The organism is Pseudomonas reidholzensis (genome assembly GCF_900536025.1).
Lineage (GTDB): Bacteria > Pseudomonadota > Gammaproteobacteria > Pseudomonadales > Pseudomonadaceae > Aquipseudomonas > Aquipseudomonas reidholzensis.
The window spans coordinates 18,810-35,095 of the sequence record NZ_UNOZ01000035.1; the positions used below are offsets into that span (position 1 = coordinate 18,810).

19 protein-coding genes and 1 riboswitch are annotated in these 16,286 nt (G+C 63.7%); of the genes, 7 read left to right on the top strand and 12 right to left on the bottom strand.

Annotation, left to right across the window (positions count from 1 at the left end):
• Window positions 1–21 precede the first annotated feature (21 nt).
• Together CCOS865_RS24450 and CCOS865_RS24460 are read right to left on the bottom strand one after the other, a co-directional pair.
• Window positions 22–1,905, bottom strand: a complete 1,884-nt coding sequence (locus tag CCOS865_RS24450) for a DUF1302 domain-containing protein (protein WP_119145709.1) — start codon at window positions 1,903–1,905, stop codon at window positions 22–24.
• Window positions 1,906–2,236: 331 nt separating this feature from the next.
• Entirely contained in the window at window positions 2,237–3,919 is a 1,683-nt protein-coding gene (locus CCOS865_RS24460; protein ID WP_119145713.1) for a fatty acid--CoA ligase, read from the bottom strand.
• Between the two features lie 201 nt (window positions 3,920–4,120).
• Between CCOS865_RS24460 and CCOS865_RS24465 the strand changes: the two genes are divergently transcribed.
• From CCOS865_RS24465 to CCOS865_RS24475, 3 genes are all read left to right on the top strand, one after another.
• Window positions 4,121–5,086 (top strand): 2-hydroxyacid dehydrogenase, encoded by a 966-nt coding sequence (locus CCOS865_RS24465; RefSeq protein ID WP_119145715.1) that lies wholly within the window; start codon window positions 4,121–4,123, stop codon window positions 5,084–5,086.
• 51 nt (window positions 5,087–5,137) lie between these two features.
• Entirely contained in the window at window positions 5,138–6,136 is a 999-nt protein-coding gene (locus CCOS865_RS24470) for a class I SAM-dependent methyltransferase (RefSeq protein ID WP_119145717.1), read from the top strand.
• A 40-nt stretch (window positions 6,137–6,176) separates the two neighbouring features.
• A riboswitch (yybP-ykoY riboswitch) is annotated at window positions 6,177–6,292 on the top strand.
• A gap of 98 nt (window positions 6,293–6,390) precedes the next feature.
• Window positions 6,391–6,975, top strand: a complete 585-nt coding sequence (locus CCOS865_RS24475; RefSeq protein ID WP_208644566.1) for a TMEM165/GDT1 family protein — start codon at window positions 6,391–6,393, stop codon at window positions 6,973–6,975.
• 84 nt (window positions 6,976–7,059) lie between these two features.
• On the opposite strand, the gene CCOS865_RS24480 is transcribed toward CCOS865_RS24475, so the two are convergent.
• From CCOS865_RS24480 to CCOS865_RS24495, 4 genes are all read right to left on the bottom strand, one after another.
• Complete coding sequence (locus CCOS865_RS24480) at window positions 7,060–7,875, bottom strand: M48 family metallopeptidase (RefSeq protein WP_119145721.1); 816 nt, start codon at window positions 7,873–7,875, stop codon at window positions 7,060–7,062.
• A gap of 92 nt (window positions 7,876–7,967) precedes the next feature.
• Complete coding sequence (locus CCOS865_RS24485; protein WP_119145971.1) at window positions 7,968–8,588, bottom strand: SOS response-associated peptidase; 621 nt, start codon at window positions 8,586–8,588, stop codon at window positions 7,968–7,970.
• A gap of 13 nt (window positions 8,589–8,601) precedes the next feature.
• Window positions 8,602–8,862 carry a putative signal transducing protein gene (locus tag CCOS865_RS24490; RefSeq protein ID WP_119145723.1) on the bottom strand — a complete coding sequence of 87 codons (261 nt, stop codon included), beginning with the start codon at window positions 8,860–8,862 and terminating at the stop codon, window positions 8,602–8,604.
• Window positions 8,862–9,047, bottom strand: coding sequence for a CPXCG motif-containing cysteine-rich protein (locus CCOS865_RS24495; protein WP_119145725.1), 186 nt, complete (start codon window positions 9,045–9,047; stop codon window positions 8,862–8,864). Before CCOS865_RS24495 ends, CCOS865_RS24490 begins: the two co-directional genes overlap by 1 nt.
• Before the next feature lie 120 nt (window positions 9,048–9,167).
• Here CCOS865_RS24495 and CCOS865_RS24500 point away from each other — a divergent pair, with 120 nt between their 5' ends.
• Window positions 9,168–10,337 carry a 1-acyl-sn-glycerol-3-phosphate acyltransferase gene (locus CCOS865_RS24500; RefSeq protein ID WP_119145727.1) on the top strand — a complete coding sequence of 390 codons (1,170 nt, stop codon included), beginning with the start codon at window positions 9,168–9,170 and terminating at the stop codon, window positions 10,335–10,337.
• Window positions 10,338–10,373: 36 nt separating this feature from the next.
• Here the strand turns inward: CCOS865_RS24500 and CCOS865_RS24505 are convergent, their stop codons facing one another.
• Window positions 10,374–10,634 (bottom strand): hypothetical protein, encoded by a 261-nt coding sequence (locus CCOS865_RS24505; RefSeq protein WP_119145729.1) that lies wholly within the window; start codon window positions 10,632–10,634, stop codon window positions 10,374–10,376.
• Between the two features lie 156 nt (window positions 10,635–10,790).
• On the opposite strand from CCOS865_RS24505, the gene CCOS865_RS24510 reads away from it, so the two are divergent.
• Window positions 10,791–10,997: a hypothetical protein gene (locus CCOS865_RS24510; protein WP_119145731.1), complete on the top strand. Its 207-nt coding sequence runs from the start codon at window positions 10,791–10,793 to the stop codon at window positions 10,995–10,997.
• A 65-nt stretch (window positions 10,998–11,062) separates the two neighbouring features.
• Here the strand turns inward: CCOS865_RS24510 and CCOS865_RS24515 are convergent, their stop codons facing one another.
• Window positions 11,063–11,647 carry a YajG family lipoprotein gene (locus CCOS865_RS24515; protein ID WP_119145733.1) on the bottom strand — a complete coding sequence of 195 codons (585 nt, stop codon included), beginning with the start codon at window positions 11,645–11,647 and terminating at the stop codon, window positions 11,063–11,065.
• A 183-nt stretch (window positions 11,648–11,830) separates the two neighbouring features.
• On the opposite strand from CCOS865_RS24515, the gene CCOS865_RS24520 reads away from it, so the two are divergent.
• Window positions 11,831–12,064, top strand: coding sequence for a hypothetical protein (locus tag CCOS865_RS24520; protein ID WP_119145735.1), 234 nt, complete (start codon window positions 11,831–11,833; stop codon window positions 12,062–12,064).
• Window positions 12,065–12,672: 608 nt separating this feature from the next.
• Entirely contained in the window at window positions 12,673–14,178 is a 1,506-nt protein-coding gene (mqo, locus tag CCOS865_RS24525; RefSeq protein WP_119145737.1) for a malate dehydrogenase (quinone), read from the top strand.
• Window positions 14,179–14,240: 62 nt separating this feature from the next.
• On the opposite strand, the gene CCOS865_RS24530 is transcribed toward mqo, so the two are convergent.
• From CCOS865_RS24530 to CCOS865_RS24545, 4 genes are all read right to left on the bottom strand, one after another.
• On the bottom strand, window positions 14,241–14,531 hold the full coding sequence (locus CCOS865_RS24530) for a PA4642 family protein (RefSeq protein ID WP_119145739.1): 291 nt from the start codon (window positions 14,529–14,531) through the stop codon (window positions 14,241–14,243).
• Window positions 14,532–14,599: 68 nt separating this feature from the next.
• A complete protein-coding gene (locus CCOS865_RS24535) occupies window positions 14,600–15,070 on the bottom strand; it encodes a hypothetical protein (protein ID WP_119145740.1) in 471 nt (156 codons plus the stop codon).
• Between the two features lie 77 nt (window positions 15,071–15,147).
• A complete protein-coding gene (locus CCOS865_RS24540) occupies window positions 15,148–15,621 on the bottom strand; it encodes a WbuC family cupin fold metalloprotein (protein ID WP_119145742.1) in 474 nt (157 codons plus the stop codon).
• A gap of 3 nt (window positions 15,622–15,624) precedes the next feature.
• Window positions 15,625–16,182, bottom strand: a complete 558-nt coding sequence (locus tag CCOS865_RS24545; protein ID WP_119145744.1) for a hypoxanthine-guanine phosphoribosyltransferase — start codon at window positions 16,180–16,182, stop codon at window positions 15,625–15,627.
• Window positions 16,183–16,286 lie beyond the last annotated feature (104 nt).

Here is a 16,286-nt window from a genome sequence, read left to right on the forward strand (position 1 = left end):
TGTCGTCCTGGATCAATGTTCTTAGAAGTTCACACCGAAGCTGAGCGCTACGAAGTCGCGGTCATCCACGGTGGTGTACTTGCCGTCGAAGAAGTTGGTGTACGACAGGCTCGCCGTGTAGGTGTTCTGGTACTCGGCGTCGAGGCCCAGGCTGACCGCCTTGCGACCTTCCTCGAAGTTGGCACCCGGGCCTGGCGAGTAGCCGGACACGTCGTGCGACCAGGCTACGCTCGGCTTGAGGTTGACCCCGGCGAAGACGTCGGGATAGTCCCAGATGGCGCGTGCGCGGTAGCCCCAGGAGGTGCTGGTGGTGAAGCCGTCGTTTTCACAATTGCGGCTCAGGTTGGCGCTCGAGGTGGGTTGGCCAGTGCCGCCCAAGGTGAGGCCGTTGAGGATCTCGCAGGTGCCGCCTGGCAGCGGGCCCGGCCCGTACACAGGGTCACGACCGTAGCGGGCCTTGTCGGTGCTTTCGAGGCCACCGACGTGCGTGACACCGACCTCACCGACCAGGGTGAGCCGGCTGGCGCCCATGACCTGGTCGAAGAAGTGGGTCAGCGTGGTCTGGAACTGGGTGACCTCTTTACGCCGGTAGCCATGCAGATCCTCGCCCGGCGAGCCGCGCAGGACAGAGGCGTTGCTGAACGGCGGCACGCCGATCGGACCAACCCCGGCGAACAGGATATCGGTGGAGTTGAGCTGCACCGGGGCGTTCGGACGGTAGCTCAGTTCGCCGCTCCAGGCGGTGCCGGTAGGCAGGACGGTGGAGAAGCTCACGCCGTACAGGCGGATGTCTTCTGGGTACTCGGCGAAATATGACGAGTTGCCGGCGACGATGATCGGCGCCAAGGCGCGCGTGGCCGGGTTGGCCAGCAGCGCTTGCGCAGTATTGAAGGCCGATTGCGGCGCGCCGGTGGCACTGAAGATCGGCGCACGGCTGTGGTAGTTCATGAAGTAGAAGCCGAACTCGGTCGCCAGCGGGTCGAACATGTAGCGCAGGGCCAGGCCGAACTGGCCGCTGTCACGCGCATCACGGTCGGCGGTACGGCGCACCAGGACCCCTTCCTCGTTGATGTTCACGCCCTGGGAGGCAAGCAATGGCCCGGCAGCGGCGGGGATCGCGCGGCTGCTGGCGAGTACCCGCAGGTTGTCGCTGCAGCCGTCGGCAATGATGTCCGGCTGGGAGAAGAACGTGCCGCAGTTGTCGACGACAGTCTGGTCCCATTCGATCTGGTAGAAGGCCTCAGCCGAGAGGTTGTCGGTCAGGCTCTGTGACACGTAGAACATGTTGACCGGGATCAGGCCTTCCTTGACCTCGGCGCCAGGCCTGCGGAAGGCGGACACGTCGATCGGGTTGACCGAGTTGATGCCGCCACCGATGAAGGTACTTTCGCCCCAGCTGACAACCTGCTTGCCGAGGCGCACCGAGCCTGGCTGATCGGCAATCGCGTAGTTGTGGTAGACAAAGGCGTCGAGCAGCTCGGCACCCGAAGACTTCGCGCCTTCCTTGCGGTTGGAGTCGCTGATGTCCTTGAACTGGCGATGTTCATCCTTGAGCTCGAAGTCGTACCAGTACTTGCCACGGACAAAGATCCCGGTGTCGCCGTACTTGAGCTCGAGGTCGTGAATACCCTTGAAGATCTTCGAGAAGGTTTCGCCCTTCTTGAAGTTCAAGTGACCGTCATCGGAGGTTTGCGACAACCCCTTGCCGCCGTTGTTGGCGCCGATCAGGTTCTGGTTGGGGTTGGCCGTCGACCAGCTGGCGCCGACGGAAAGCGACGAATCGAACTGGCCTTCGATTTCCCCGATATTGAAGCTGACGGCAAACGCGGGACTTGCGAGCGTGGAAGCGAGGCTGACGGCAAGGGGCAGTTTTGCCCGACGCCAGAACGGGTTTGCAGATTTCATCGACGCTACTCCATGTACTTTTTTGTTATGGCAGTGAGTCCTTTCAAGAACGGCCCGAGCGACCGGTATGCAGGCCTGCGCCCGCGACGATGCGAGTTGCACGCATCGCCCTCCCCCATTCCTGAAAATCCCCTGGCCCCGACTATAGCCAGCAGGCGCAGGCGCATGATCCCTCTAAAGTGTGATTTGCGTTCCGTGCCTGCCGCCCGCCCCGATCCTGTCCGGTGTGCGAGCTGACAGTGCTCAAGCATGGCGCAATTTTGCCGTTTGACAAGGCGCCGTCCTCTCTGCAATGCGGGTCACGCCCCTAAAGACGTCACCCGCCGCGGCTTTACAGGGTGGACAGGAAGGCGCTGTTGCTCGCCTGCCATTCGACGATGTCGACGCGGATGCGCTTCTTGTCGAGCTTGCCGACGCTGGTCTTGGGAATTTCAGTAACAACGGCGATCTGGCTCGGAATCGCCCACTTGTTGATGTGACCCTGCTCGACAAAAGGCTTGAGGTGATCCTTGAGTGCGCGCGCATCGAGGCTCTGCCCGTCGCGGATCACCAGCAGCGCAAACGGCCGCTCGCCCCACTGCGGATCGGCCACGCCGACCACCGCCACCTCGCGCACCGCCGGATGACGGCTGATCAGGTCTTCGAGGTCGAGCGAGGAGATCCACTCGCCGCCGGTCTTGATCACATCCTTGATGCGGTCGCGGATATCGATGTAACCCATGCCGTCGAGGGTGGCGACATCGCCGGTGTGCAGCCAGCCGCCCGCCCACAGCTCTTCGCTCTTTTCCGGCTCCTTGAAGTAGCCCATCGACAACCAGGGCGCGCGCAGCACCAGTTCGCCCTGGGTCTCGCCATCGGCCGGCAGGAAGTTGCCCTCGCCATCGACGATCGCCGCCTCCACCAGTGGCACCGGCACACCGGCCTTGATCCGGTAGGTGACACGCTCATCGTCACCGCCAGCCTGCAGCTCGTCGTTGATGTGCGCCGCCGAGATCAGCGGGCAGGTCTCGGACATGCCATACGCGGCGGTGAGCTGGATGCCGCGGGCCAACGCCGCCTCGTAGAGACCGCGGTTGAGCGCACTGCCACCGATGATCACCTTCCAGCCGCCGAAGTCCTGGCCTTGCGCGGACGGGCAGTTGAGCAGCATCTGCAGGATGGTCGGGACACAGTGCGAGAACGTCACCTTTTCTTCGCGCCACAGTTTGACCAGCATGTCCGGCTCGTAGCGCCCCGGGTACACCTGCTTCATGCCCAACAGCGTGGCGGCATAGGGAATGCCCCAGGCGTGCACGTGGAACATCGGCGTGATCGGCATGTACACGTCGTTGCTGCCGAGCAGCCGGACGCTGTCGATACTGCCCAGCACCGCCGACTCGGCCAGGGTGTGCAGGACCAGCTGACGGTGGGTGAAGTACACACCCTTGGGGTTGCCGGTGGTGCCGGTGGTGTAGAAGGTGGTCGCTACCGAGTGCTCGTCGAAATCCGGGAAGTCGTAGTGCGGGCTGGCGGCGGCGAGCAGCTGCTCGTACTCGCCGACCAGGTTGGGCAGCTCGGCGGTCTTCTCCGGGCTGTCGGTCAGCAACAGGGTCTTGTCGACCGTGGTCAACTGCCCGGCGATCCCCTGGTAGAGGCCGACGAAGTCACTGTTGACCAGCACCACGCGGTCTTCGGCGTGGTTCATGGTGTATAGGATCTGCTCGGGCGACAGGCGCACGTTGATGGTGTGGATCACCGCACCGATCATCGGGATGGCGAACATGCACTCCAGGTAACGATGGCTGTCCCAGTCCATCACCGCGACCGTGTCACCGGCCTTGACCCCGGCCTCGGTGAGCACGTTGGCCAGCCGCGCGACGCGCTCGACCAGCTGTGGATACGTCAGGCGCAACTGGTCGCGGTAGACGATCTCGCGGGTTTTTTCGTAGCGGCTGCCAGACATCAGCAGGCGCTTGATCAACAGGGGAAACTGGTAGGCACCTTCGGCGGGCTTGATGATGCGGGTCTGCAGCATGGGTAGGCCTTTTCTCGAGTACGGGTAGGTCAGGCGCCTACTCTAGAACGCCGATGTGACAGTCAAATCAGCCAAAGGAATGATTTGCCTCGCGCAGGTATGAGTGGCGCCGGCCCCGTTGACGCCCGGCACCCCGCGCCGCGACACTCTCGAGGACCCTACCGCGGGGCAAGCCCGCCTCATCCGCCACCGGAGCCCTTCATGCCCAGCTCGCGCCGCGCCGTATTTCTTGATCACCACTCGCTCGACCTCGGTGATCTCGACCTTTCTCCCCTGCACAGCCAGTTCGACCACCTGCAGCTGTACGCCGCCACCCGCCCCGAGGAGCTTGCCGAACGCTTGCAAGGCGCCACCGCGGTGATCAGCAACAAAGTCCAGCTGGATGCCGCGACCCTGGCCGCCAACCCGCAGCTCAAGCTGATCCTGGTCGCGGCCACCGGCACCAACAATGTCGACCTACAGGCCGCCCGTGCCCAGGGCATCACCGTGTGCAACTGCCAGGGTTACGGCACACCGTCGGTGGCCCAACACACCCTGGCCCTGCTGCTGGCCCTGGCCACGCGCCTGTGCGACTACAACCAGGCGGTCGCCGCCGGCCAGTGGGCCAAGGCCAGCCAGTTCTGCCTGCTGGACTTTCCCATCGTCGAGCTGGAGGGCAAGACCCTCGGCCTGCTCGGCCACGGTGAACTGGGCGGCGCCGTAGCGCGCCTGGCCGAGGCATTCGGCATGCGCGTGCTGAGCGGGCAGATCCCTGGCCGTCCGGAGCGTCCCGAGCGCGTGGCGCTGGACGAACTGCTGCCCCAGGTCGATGCACTGACCCTGCATTGCCCCTTGACCGAACACACCCGGCACATGCTCGGCGCCCGCGAACTGGCACTGCTCAAGCCCGGCGCACTGGTGGTCAATACCGCCCGCGGCGGCCTGATCGACGAGCAGGCGCTGGCCGATGCCTTGCGCAGTGGCCATCTGGGCGGTGCGGCCACCGACGTGTTGACGGTCGAGCCGCCGGTCAACGGCAACCCCTTGCTGGCTGACGACATCCCGCGCCTGATCATTACCCCGCACAGCGCCTGGGGCGCTGTCGAGTCACGGCAACGCATCGTCGGCCAGCTCAGCGAGAACGCCCAGGCGTTCTTCGCCGGCCAGCCGCGCCGCGTGGTCAGCTGAGTACCGCCGGCCTCTGCTACACTGCGCGACTTTTTTCAGGAGGCGTCGTCCATGGACCCGCGCAGTGAAGTACTACTCCGTCAGGCAGAGCTGTTCCAAGGCTCGGTGATGCTCGCCGGCCTGCCCGCCGACGACCTGCTCGGGCAACTGCCCCAGGCCCATGGCTGGACCTGGCACGCGGGCGACCAGGCGATGCTCGAGAGCCGTTTTGCCGGTCGCACCCAGCATGGCGTAGAGGTGCCCGAGGTGGCCTTCGACGCGGCGGTGCTGTTCCTGCCCAAGTCGCGTGAACTGGCGGCCTACCTGCTCAATGCGCTGGCCTCGCGCCTGGCCGGGCGCGAGTTGTACCTGGTCGGTGAGAAACGCGGTGGCATCGAGGGCGCGGCCAAGCAGCTGCAGGCCTTTGGCAAACCGCGCAAGCTCGACAGCGCGCGGCACTGCCAGTTGTGGCAGGTGACCATCGACAACGCCCCTGCCGCCCTCCCGCTGGAAAGCCTCGCCGAGCGCTTCGAACTGCCGCTGGCCGACGGCCCGCTACAGATCGTCAGCCTGCCGGGGGTGTTCAGCCATGGCCGCCTCGACCGTGGCACCGCCCTGCTGCTGGAATACCTCGACGGCCTGCAGGTCGGCCATGTACTGGACTTCGGCTGCGGTGCCGGGGTGATCGGCTCGATCATCAAGCGCCGCTACCCCGACAGCCAGGTGACCCTGCTCGATGTCGATGCCTTTGCGGTCGCCAGCAGCCGTCTGACCCTGGCCGCCAATGGCCTGCAGGGCGAGGTCATCAGCGGAGACGGGATCGATGCCGCACCGCGCGACCTGCACGTGATCCTGAGCAATCCGCCGTTCCACAGCGGGGTTCACACCAACTATCAGGCATCGGAAAACCTGCTGAAAAAATCAGCCGAACACCTGCGATCAGGTGGCGAACTTCGGCTTGTGGCGAATACCTTCCTGCGCTATCAGCCGTACATCCAGGCGGCCTTGGGCAACTGCCGGACGCTGGTCGAAGAGCAAGGCTTCCGGATCTATCAGGCAAAACGCGGATAACGATTTAGGGCTTGCCGAAACGGATTCGGCTAGGCAGAATCCGCTCCGTCCTAGGGGAGTAGTCTCCCGCAAGCACCCTCGCTTGCCCGGTACGCGTCAACATACTTGGTCCACAGACCATGGCGCGTACGACCTACGGTCCGCATCAGACGGATCCAGGGTTTGACAAGACCTATGACACGCACACCTTACCCGGGGCGGGAAGGCTGTACGTGTCATAGCCGTGTCGACCCGCCCCCGTAGGTAACCTGATGCTGGAATCCCTGTTGGTCCCCACCGCAATCGTCGCCCTCGCCGAAATTGGCGACAAGACGCAATTGCTCGCGCTCATTCTCGCCGCCCGCTTCCGCAAGCCTTGGCCCATCATCGCCGGCATCGTCGTCGCCACCCTGGCCAACCATGCCGCAGCCGGTGCAGTCGGTGCCTGGGTCAGTGGATTCTTCAGCGAGACAGTCCTGCACTGGATTCTCGCCGCGAGTTTCACCGCCACCGCCTTGTGGACGCTGGTCCCGGACAAGATGGACGATGACGAGAGCAGCGCCGCACGCCGCTTCGGGCCGTTCCTGACGACGCTGGTGGCGTTCTTCCTGGCGGAGATCGGCGACAAGACCCAGGTCGCCACGGTGATGCTGGCCGCGCAGTACCCTGACCTGATCATGGTCATCATCGGCACCACCCTGGGCATGCTGATTGCCAACGTACCGGTGGTGCTGGCGGGTAACTTTGCCGCAGACAAACTGCCGCTGACGCTGATCCGTCGACTGGCCGCAGCCGCCTTTGTGGTGCTGGCGATCGTCGCGGTGTATTCGGCGATGAAGGCCAGTGGCTGGATAGGCTGACAGCCGCTGCAAGCGGCAACAAAAAAAGCAGCCCCGGTGAACGCGGGCTGCTCTTCTTGTAGCTCTAAGCTTGAAGCTTGCAGCTTATTTTTTGGCAGCCTGGTACAGCGGCATCACCTTGGGAATGGCCGCCTGCAGCGACGCAATACGGCTGCTGGACGCCGGGTGAGTGCTCATGAACTCAGGCGGTGCGCCCTCGGAAGCCTTGGTCATCTTGTTCCACAAGGTGATCGCGGCATTCGGGTCGTAGCCGGCACGCGCCGACAGCTCCAGACCAATCAGGTCGGCCTCGTTTTCGTTGGCGCGGCTGTTGGGCAGGGTCATCGCATAGTTCACGACGGTATCGGCCATGGCCATGCTGCTTTCGCCCAGGCCCAGCAAGGCGCCAGCCCCCGAGCGTGCCATCTGTACACCGTAAGCCTTGGACATCGCTTCGCGGCCATGCTCGCGCAGGGCGTGGGCGATCTCGTGGCCCATCACCGCAGCGATCTCGGCGTCGGTCAGCTTGAGCTGATCGATCAGGCCGGTGTAGACGATGATCTTGCCGCCAGGGCCGCAGTTGGCATTGAGCTCGTCGCTCTTGATGACGTTGACTTCCCACTTCCACTGCGCCGAATCCGGGCGGAACTGGGGCGCCTGGACGATCAGGCGGTCGGCAATGGCCTGGACCCGCTTGGCCTCGGCGCTGCTCTTGTCCAGCACACCTTTGCTCGACGCTTCGCTGAGGGTCTGCTGGTACGACTGGGCGTACATCTGGTTGACCTCATCGGTCGAGAGCATGCTGAACATGTACTGCTTGCGCTCAACGCCCACGGCACCACCACTGGTGGTATTCACCGCCTGGCAGCCTCCCAGCAGGACGCTGGCACTCAACATGCTGACAACAAATGACTTACGCATACAACACTCCCTATTTACGTGCCGCGTATCCTAGGCGCAGACGCCCTGGGCCGCCAGAGCCACGGGGAAGTTTTCTGCCACCTGCCGGGTGATCAGGCCGGGGTCAGGCACTCCGGCGCATTCAGCTTGGGATCATTGACAAAGTTTGCCAGGGCCCGTTCCCGAAGGGCCGCCGCCGGGCTGGCGAGCAGTTCATGCAGGCGCGGCTCCGGCGTATCCGGGTCCAGCCACGCCGCCTGCCCCGCTTCGTCGAGGATCAACGGCCGACGCTGGTTGACGGCCGCCTGGGTCACCACCGCACAACTCAACCAGACCTGCTCCTGCACCGGGTAAGCCTCCCAGATGCCGGCGAAGAACAGCGATGCGCCCTCCCCCGGCGTCAGCCAGTAGGGGCGCTTGCGCACACTGCCGCGCCATTCATAAAAGCCGTTGGCCGGGATCAGGCAGCGCCGCTTGCGCAACGCTTCGCGAAACATCGGCTGCTCGGCCAGGGTTTCCGCGCGCGCTTGCGCCGGGGTGCGGGAGAGGTCGGTCAGCCACGCCGGGGTCAGGCCCCAACGTGCCCGTGCCAGCTGCGGCTGGCCGTCGACCTGGCGCTGGATGATCACCGAGGCGCCAGGCGAGATGTTCCATTGCGCCTGCTGGTCAGCGGGATATCCCGGCAATGCGGCAAAGGCCGGGGACCAGCGAAACAGGGCGTAGCGTCCACACATGGCGATAAACAACCTAGCAGATCAGGGTGCCGGGATAACTCTCCGGTTCGTCGCCAGCAAGTGGCTGGGCAACATTGTACGCGTCGATCAGCTGCCGTGCGTACCCAGCCTGCTCATCGGCCACTGCCAGGCCGAGCAGGCCGTGCATCGGCAGCTCGCCGGCAGCACCGACCAGGTCACGCCCGACCAGGTGCACCTGGACCCCTTCGCTGGCAAGCATGGCGACCAGCAGTTCGGCCTCCAGCAGGTTTTCTGGCTCGTAGATTCGTCGCATCAGGCGTCATCCTCGCGTTTTACGTCGAGCATCCACTCGTCACCATGCACCTGCAGGGTGAAGACGATCGGGCGGCAACAGACCTGACAGTCCTCGGTGTAGGTCTGATCGCCGCCCGACAGGTCGAGAGCGGTCTCGACCTCTTCGCCACAATAAGGACAGTCGTAGATTGCAGATTCCAGCATCGCGGCCTCCGCGCTGACTTGTGCGTATAATTGCCGGTCTATTTACAGGGCCTGCGCGTGTCCGAGCGTTTTTCGGACCCGATCCCCACCTATTACCCTAGCCGTTTCCAACAAGAGAGCATGATGGGCGAATTCGATGCCATCCGACCGTACGACGACGCTGAGGTCCCTGCCGTGCTGGCACGCCTGCTCAGCGACCCGGCATTCCTCGATATCCTCACCCACTTCCGCTTCCCGCGTGCCGCCGGCAGCTTCGGCTGGCTGCTCAAGCCGCTGATCGCCCGCCGCCTGCGCAAGGAATTCGCCGGCGTGAGCTGCGTGTCGACCCTGCAGGACAAAGTCGAGTACTACGTCGACCAGACCATCGAACGTGCGACCGATGGCGTCACCTATTCGGGCGTCGCTCAGCTCAAGGCGGGCACGGCGTACCTGTTCCTGGCCAACCACCGCGACATTGTCATGGACCCGGCCTTCGTCAACTACGCGGTGTACCACGCTGGCCTGCCGACACCGCGCATCGCCATCGGCGACAACCTGCTGCAAAAGCCGTTCGTCAGCGACATGATGCGCCTGAACAAGAGCTTCATCGTGCACCGCTCGCTGAGTGGTCGTCGGGAAAAGCTGGCGGCATTCCAGCTGCTGTCGGCCTACATCAACCACTCGATCCGCAACGATGGCGCGTCGATCTGGATCGCCCAGGCCGAAGGCCGAGCCAAGGACGGCGATGACCGCACCGATTCGGCGATCCTCAAGATGTTCCACATGAGCCGCAAGGACGAGCCGTTCGGCGCGGTGATCCAGGGCTTGAACCTGACCCCGGTGTCGATCAGCTACGAGTACGACCCGTGCGACCAAGCCAAGGCCCGCGAGCTGTATATCCGCGCCACCACCGGCACCTACAAAAAGGTCCCGGGCGAGGACGACAACAGCATCGCCAAGGGCATCACCGGCTATAAAGGCCGGGTACACATCAACTTCGCAGCGCCGGTCAGCGAGTTCTTCGAGGACACCAAGCAACTGGCGCAGGAAATCGACCGGCAGATCCTCGGTGGCTACCGGCTGTTCCCGGTGCATTACCTGGCGTATGCGATGTGGAACGAGGCCGACCCTGCCCTGCAGGTGCCTGCGGCAGAGAAGCTGTTCCCGGCCGAAGAGCTGGCACGGGCCAAGGAAGAATGGCAGCGACGCCTGGACGCCTGCCCGGTGGAGCATCAGCCGTACCTGGTGCTGCAGTACGCGACGCCGGTGCGCAATCAGTATCAGGTCAAGGCGCAAAGCCCGGTAGCCTGATGATCATCGGGGCCGCGACGCGGCCCCGAGCATGGTTCAGACCCAGGTGCTGAACCAGGACAGCAGCAGCGCCATGGCCAGGCAGGCGAAGCCAAGGATGTAGTAGTAGCGCGGCACGCGCCGGTCGAACGCATCCACCAGGCCTTCATCGACGGCCAGGCTGTCACGGGTCATCGCCGCACGCCGCCGGGCACTGTGCACCAGCAGGCCGCCGGGGCAGGTAATGATCAGGGCCAGCAGGTTGACCAGCTTGGCCGGGTGGGCGGCCAGCAGCCCCCAGAGCACTTGCAACGACATCTCACGACCTCGGAATGACGACGACAAAGGCCGGCATTCTACCCAAGCCCACCGCCCCCGCCCGCCTTTTACGACCAACTGTCGGTTAATTTCATCTGTCACAAGCTCGTCATCAGGACAGGCCACGCTGTCGGCCTTTCTCTCAGGGAGCTTGTCATGCTGCATGCCGAAAACCAGGACCGTCTGTATCTCGTTGCCCAGAGCGATGAACAAGAGGCGCTGATCGACGGTTTTTCGATCAACGTCCACGACCGTCAGTGGCTGGTCTACTGCGCGCTGGGCGGGCATGCGCACGAGCATCTGCCGGAGATCGACCTGCAGACCGGCTTCAGTGTGCTGGACTTTCACATAGAGGCGGCCTGAGCCCGCCACAAAAAAGCCCGCTGGCCGTTCAACCGGGCAGCGGGCTTTTTAGTGACTGCAGAACCTTACTCGCCGAGCACCTGACCGATGGTCGGGTCCTTGAACAGGCGGGTCAACGCATCGCTCAGCACGTCGCTGACCAGCTTGGTGTTGGTTTCCTGGTTCGGCGCCATGCCGAAGCGCTGGTCCAGCGAAGCCCCGTAACGGCCGCTGTAACGGCGGTTGGCGTTGGCCACGTCGGCACGGAAGGTGGCGCCGATGGTCGCTTCGGTCACGTACATCTTGTCCTTGGGCGACTGATACTTCAGCTCGGCCAGGGTCACGGTCAGCTGCGGCGCGTTGTAGGCGTTCGGCGTCGGGGTGAAGCCGAGCAGGCGTACCGCGGCTTCGGCCTGGGCCTGCAGCTTGGGCAGCACGTCGTTGCCGGTGACGCTGATGGTGCTGGTCTCGGGGTACATGCCACCGCGAGTACCGAGCGATTGCGAAGCACGCCCGTCGACCACCTTGACCACCACCGGCTGACCACGGCCGACCGGGTTGAGCTGGGCAGTGAGCTTGGGTTGCGGGCTGAGTTGTTGCGGGCTGTGGGCACAACCGACCAGGCTCAGGCTGGCCACCGCGATCAAACCGAACAGCAGACGTTGCAACATGCGCGTTTCTCCAGAAAATGCGGCAAAGGCCACAGTATAACGAGCGCCAAGCCATAAGCGGCAAGCAAAACCAGCACGCGTTTCATCTGCCGTGGCGCACGGGACACTGGCGGGGCTGTCACACAGGCTTCATGAGGTGGCGGTTATGCTTGCGCCAGCCCCTAAACACAGGACGTCACGACCATGGCCTCGCTCTGGACCCTACTCTTCCAACGCCCGCGCCAACGCACCTATGCCCGCCTCGATGGCGACGGTAAATGCCTGGCATTCAAGCAGTGTGCGCAGCCTCCCGGCGGCAGCGGCTGGGTCCAGGTCAGTGAAGCCTACCTCGGCTGGCTGGGCCGAACGCTGCCCGCCAATGCCCGCGTTTGCACCCGCGCAAAGCGCCGTTGGCAGCAGCGCAGCCTGCCAGCCTGACAAACGCTGCAATAAAAACGCCGAATAACGACCTTTCTGCCCGCGACATCGCTATAATCTCCCCCCGATTATAAGGACGTCTCCTGATCGGGCCCCGCACCTGCCGTTTGACCCCGGCACCTTCACCGCCTCGCCCACAGAGAGCCTTCCACTTCAGGTCTTGCATCGGCTGTCGTGCCTGCTTTTTCTGGCCTTCTGCTCTGCATGAACCTGTGGGTTGCCATCGCGCAGTCCCTTTTTGAGGTTCACGTCTCCAAAAGAGCGTGAAAAACACGGGTTTTCACAACTTCACAAGAGTGTGGCGAGCAAAATGAACAGTCTGGCATGTGTAAAAGCAACAGATGTGTCCCGAACGGCCCCTAATGGCCGGCAATTGCGCTCATCGTCGATGAGTTACTGAGGCCGGTACATAACGCACGTCGGACACCTTGACCATAAGTCGAATTGCCGCACCCCGGCAAACAGCGTTCAATAGACGAACCCTGAGACTGATTGGCGGTGTTCGCGGAAGTTGCAAGAACTGCGAAGAGTCGGACATGGCGATCCTGGCAACCCCCCCAGGGATCCTATGCTGTCAATTAGGTGCTGTAGATTGTGGAGACGCGTTAATGGCGCAGAACGAATCGGTTGACGTAGTACTGGTAGGCGCGGGCATCATGAGTGCCACCCTGGCCGTACTGCTCAAAGAGCTCGACCCGACCCTCAAGCTGGAGGTCGTCGAAGCGATGGACTCCGGGGCCGCGGAAAGCTCCAACCCCTGGAACAACGCCGGGACCGGCCACGCCGGCCTGTGCGAGCTGAACTACACGCCCCAGGCCGCCGATGGCAGTATCGACATCAAGAAGGCCGTGCACATCAACACCCAGTTCGAGGTGTCGCGCCAGTTCTGGGCGTACCTGACCAAGAAGGGTGGCCTCGGCTCGCCGCGTGCCTACATCAACCCCGTGCCGCACCTGAGCTACGTCGAGGGTGACAAGGGCGTTTCCTTCCTCAAGAAGCGTTTCGAGCTGCTCAAGCAGCACCACGCCTTCAGCGAGATGGAATACACCGAAGACAAGGCCGTGATGAACGCGTGGATGCCGCTGATGATGCCCGGCCGTCCGGCCGACCAGCAGATTGCCGCCACCCGCGTCATGAAAGGCACCGACGTCAACTTCGGCGCGCTGACCAACAAGCTGTTGAAGCTGTTGGGCAACACCCCGGACAGCCAGGTCAAGTACAGCAAGAAAGTCGTCGGCCTGCGCCGTAACGGCAGTGGCTGGACGGTCAGCATCAAGGACGTCAACAGCGGCGGCAGCCGTGAAGTCGACGCCCGCTTCGTCTTCCTCGGCGCTGGCGGTGCGGCACTGCCACTCCTGCAGGCCTCCGGCATCCCCGAGAGCAAAGGCTTCGGCGGCTTCCCGGTGAGCGGCCAGTGGCTGCGTTGCGACAACCCGGAAATCGTCAAGCAGCACCAGGCCAAGGTCTACAGCCAGGCCGCGGTGGGTGCCCCGCCGATGTCCGTGCCGCACCTGGACACCCGCGTGGTCGACGGCAAGAAATCGCTGCTGTTCGGGCCGTACGCCGGCTTCACCACCAAGTTCCTCAAGCACGGCTCGTTCTTCGACCTGCCGCTGTCGGTGCGCATGGGCAACATCGGCCCGATGCTGGCGGTCGCCCGCGACAACATGGACCTGACCAAGTACCTGGTCAGCGAAGTGATGCAGTCGATGGAGCAGCGCCTGGACTCCCTGCGTCGCTTCTACCCCGAGGCCAAGGCCGAGGACTGGCGCCTGGAAGTGGCCGGTCAGCGCGTGCAGATCATCAAGAAGGACCCGAAGAAAGGCGGCATCCTGCAGTTCGGTACCGAGCTGGTCTCGGCCGAGGATGGCAGCCTCGCCGCCCTGCTGGGCGCGTCTCCGGGCGCTTCGGTGACCGTCTCGATCATGCTCGAGCTGATCGAACGCTGCTTCCCCGAGCAGGCCAAGGGCGCGTGGGCTGCCAAGCTCAAGGAAATCTTCCCGGCGCGCGAGAAGGTCCTGGCCAGCGACGCGGCGTTGTACCGCAAGATCAGCGACTACAACGACGAAGCGCTGGAAATGGTCGAAAGCAGCCCGGCTCAGCACTACGCCTGACCTGCCTGAAACGAAAAAACGCCCCTCGGGGCGTTTTTTTGTGGCTGCTCGGTATTAGCCGATCAACCGCGAGCCTTGTCGATGATCTCGATGTACTCAGGCGCCTGGCGCTGGTCGGCGATCTGCTCGACGAAGGTCTGGCCGTGCTCGTCCTTGCCATCCAGCTCGTACCCGGCCTCGACGAAGAAGCCCACGAAGCGCTCGAAGTCGTCGATGCGCAGGCCGCGGTAGGCCTTGACCAGCTTGTGCAGCGACGGCGAGGTCACGCCATCGGCCGGGTCGTACTGAAGGAACGACTTGATGTAGTCGTCGCTGATCTCGTCACCAATCACTTGCTTCTTGTCTTTACGCATTGCCGACTCCAACTGGGCCATCACGGAATTTCGCAGGGCGGCAGTTTACCCCCCGCAACCCACAGCCCTCAACGCGTACGTACGGTGCCGGTGTGCAAGTCGGCCCAGATGTGGCCGTTGGCGTAGGTGAGAAACTGCACATACAGCGTCTCGTTGCGCAGCAGGTCCATGATCACCCGGTAGTCGGCCAGCGGATAGTTGAGCGCCAGGGTGCGCGTCTTCTCGTCGTAGACCGGCTTCTTCAGGCTCTTGCCGCCTTCGCCATCAAAGGTCAGCAGCACCTGGCTGATGGTCGCACCCTTGCTCAGCGGTTTGCCCTTGAGGCGCATCTGCAACGAGGCGGTGATCGGGATCGGCTGCTGGTCGGACTGGCGCTGGGTGCCGACCACCACCGAGTAGTCGGTGACCTGCAGCAACTGCTGGCCGGTCGGCGCTTCCTGGCGCAGGGACTGGTCATCAGGCGGGAGAAACTGGCTGTGCAACGGCGCCGCGGCCAGCGGCAGGCTTACCGCCAGCAAGAGGGGGATAAACGCACGCATGTGAGGCTCCTTGGCATGGAGGAGCACTCTAGCATGGCTTGCGGCCGTGAACAGGGACGCGCGCGGCGCCCGGGCATTCAGGCGAAGTGCGCGCGCATCCAGGCCTGATAGGCCGCCACGCCTGCCTCACCTTCGCGAGGCGCCCAATGCGCATGCTCACCCTCGCCCACCGGCCGATAGGGGCCCGCCTTGCATTCGAACAGAATACTGTCGGCCTCCAGCACCACCAGGCCGTGGTAGGTCCCCGGCGCCAGGTCGACGCCCAGGCAGTCGCCACCGGCCTGCAGCACGCGCTGATCGGTGACCGCGCCCTGCTCATCGAACAGCAGCAGGCCAATCCGCCCTTTGAGCACGATCAAGGCCTCGGCCTTGTCGTCGCTCAGGTGACGGTGCGGCGGGATGTAGGTGTCTGGCTGCAGGCCGACGGCCATGCGGTGACAGGGCTCTTCCATCGCATGGAAATTGTGGTGCTGGCGACCCCGTGGATTGGCCGCGGCCTGCTCGGCCAACCCGGCAAACAACGACTGGTCGATGAACGCGGGCTGGCGCATGGCTTACATCCCCTTGACCGCAAAGATGCCGTTGGCGTTGCGCCAGTAGCCCTTGTAGTCCATGCCGTAGCCAAAGATGTAGCGGTCGACGCACGGCAGGCCGACAAAGTTGGCCTTGAGGTCCGGGCTGGCCTTGCGGTCGTGGTCCTTGTCGATCAGCACCGCGGTGTACACCGAGCGGGCGCCGGCGTGCTTGCAGAACTCGATGATGGCGCTGAGGGTGTGGCCTTCGTCGAGGATGTCATCGACGATCAGCACGTCGCGATCGATGAACGACACTTCCGGCTTGGCCTTCCAGAACAGCTCACCGCCGCTGGTCTGGTTGCGGTAGCGGGTGGCGTGCAGGTACGAGGCTTCCAGTGGGAACTGCAAGTGCGTGAGCAGCTTGCCGGCAAAGATCAGGCCGCCGTTCATGACGCAGAACACCACGGGGTTCTTGTCGTGCAGCTGTTCGCTGATGTGCGCGCCAACCTTGGCGATGGCCGCTTCGACCTCGGCTTCGTTGTACAGGCAGTCAGCCTCGCGCATGACTTGACGGATGTGCTCGAGATCGGCGGACATGGCGCTCTCCAAAGGGGTCGGAACAGGAAAAGCGGGCAAAGGTACGCATCCGCTCGTCCTAGATCAAGCGTTTATGGACTAACGTACTGAATGACGAAGCGACA

Excerpts from the sequence above, each read along its gene's own strand:
- CCOS865_RS24450 (WP_119145709.1), bottom strand. The coding sequence starts at position 1,905 with ATGAAATCTGCAAACCCGTTCTGGCGTCGGGCAAAACTGCCCCTTGCC.
- CCOS865_RS24460 (WP_119145713.1), bottom strand. The coding sequence starts at position 3,919 with ATGCTGCAGACCCGCATCATCAAGCCCGCCGAAGGTGCCTACCAGTTT.
- CCOS865_RS24465 (WP_119145715.1), top strand. The coding sequence starts at position 4,121 with ATGCCCAGCTCGCGCCGCGCCGTATTTCTTGATCACCACTCGCTCGAC.
- CCOS865_RS24470 (WP_119145717.1), top strand. The coding sequence starts at position 5,138 with ATGGACCCGCGCAGTGAAGTACTACTCCGTCAGGCAGAGCTGTTCCAA.
- CCOS865_RS24480 (WP_119145721.1), bottom strand. The coding sequence starts at position 7,875 with ATGCGTAAGTCATTTGTTGTCAGCATGTTGAGTGCCAGCGTCCTGCTG.
- CCOS865_RS24485 (WP_119145971.1), bottom strand. The coding sequence starts at position 8,588 with ATGTGTGGACGCTACGCCCTGTTTCGCTGGTCCCCGGCCTTTGCCGCA.
- CCOS865_RS24490 (WP_119145723.1), bottom strand. The coding sequence starts at position 8,862 with ATGCGACGAATCTACGAGCCAGAAAACCTGCTGGAGGCCGAACTGCTG.
- CCOS865_RS24495 (WP_119145725.1), bottom strand. The coding sequence starts at position 9,047 with ATGCTGGAATCTGCAATCTACGACTGTCCTTATTGTGGCGAAGAGGTC.
- CCOS865_RS24500 (WP_119145727.1), top strand. The coding sequence starts at position 9,168 with ATGATGGGCGAATTCGATGCCATCCGACCGTACGACGACGCTGAGGTC.
- CCOS865_RS24505 (WP_119145729.1), bottom strand. The coding sequence starts at position 10,634 with ATGTCGTTGCAAGTGCTCTGGGGGCTGCTGGCCGCCCACCCGGCCAAG.
- CCOS865_RS24510 (WP_119145731.1), top strand. The coding sequence starts at position 10,791 with ATGCTGCATGCCGAAAACCAGGACCGTCTGTATCTCGTTGCCCAGAGC.
- CCOS865_RS24515 (WP_119145733.1), bottom strand. The coding sequence starts at position 11,647 with ATGTTGCAACGTCTGCTGTTCGGTTTGATCGCGGTGGCCAGCCTGAGC.
- CCOS865_RS24520 (WP_119145735.1), top strand. The coding sequence starts at position 11,831 with ATGGCCTCGCTCTGGACCCTACTCTTCCAACGCCCGCGCCAACGCACC.
- mqo (WP_119145737.1), top strand. The coding sequence starts at position 12,673 with ATGGCGCAGAACGAATCGGTTGACGTAGTACTGGTAGGCGCGGGCATC.
- CCOS865_RS24530 (WP_119145739.1), bottom strand. The coding sequence starts at position 14,531 with ATGCGTAAAGACAAGAAGCAAGTGATTGGTGACGAGATCAGCGACGAC.
- CCOS865_RS24535 (WP_119145740.1), bottom strand. The coding sequence starts at position 15,070 with ATGCGTGCGTTTATCCCCCTCTTGCTGGCGGTAAGCCTGCCGCTGGCC.
- CCOS865_RS24540 (WP_119145742.1), bottom strand. The coding sequence starts at position 15,621 with ATGCGCCAGCCCGCGTTCATCGACCAGTCGTTGTTTGCCGGGTTGGCC.
- CCOS865_RS24545 (WP_119145744.1), bottom strand. The coding sequence starts at position 16,182 with ATGTCCGCCGATCTCGAGCACATCCGTCAAGTCATGCGCGAGGCTGAC.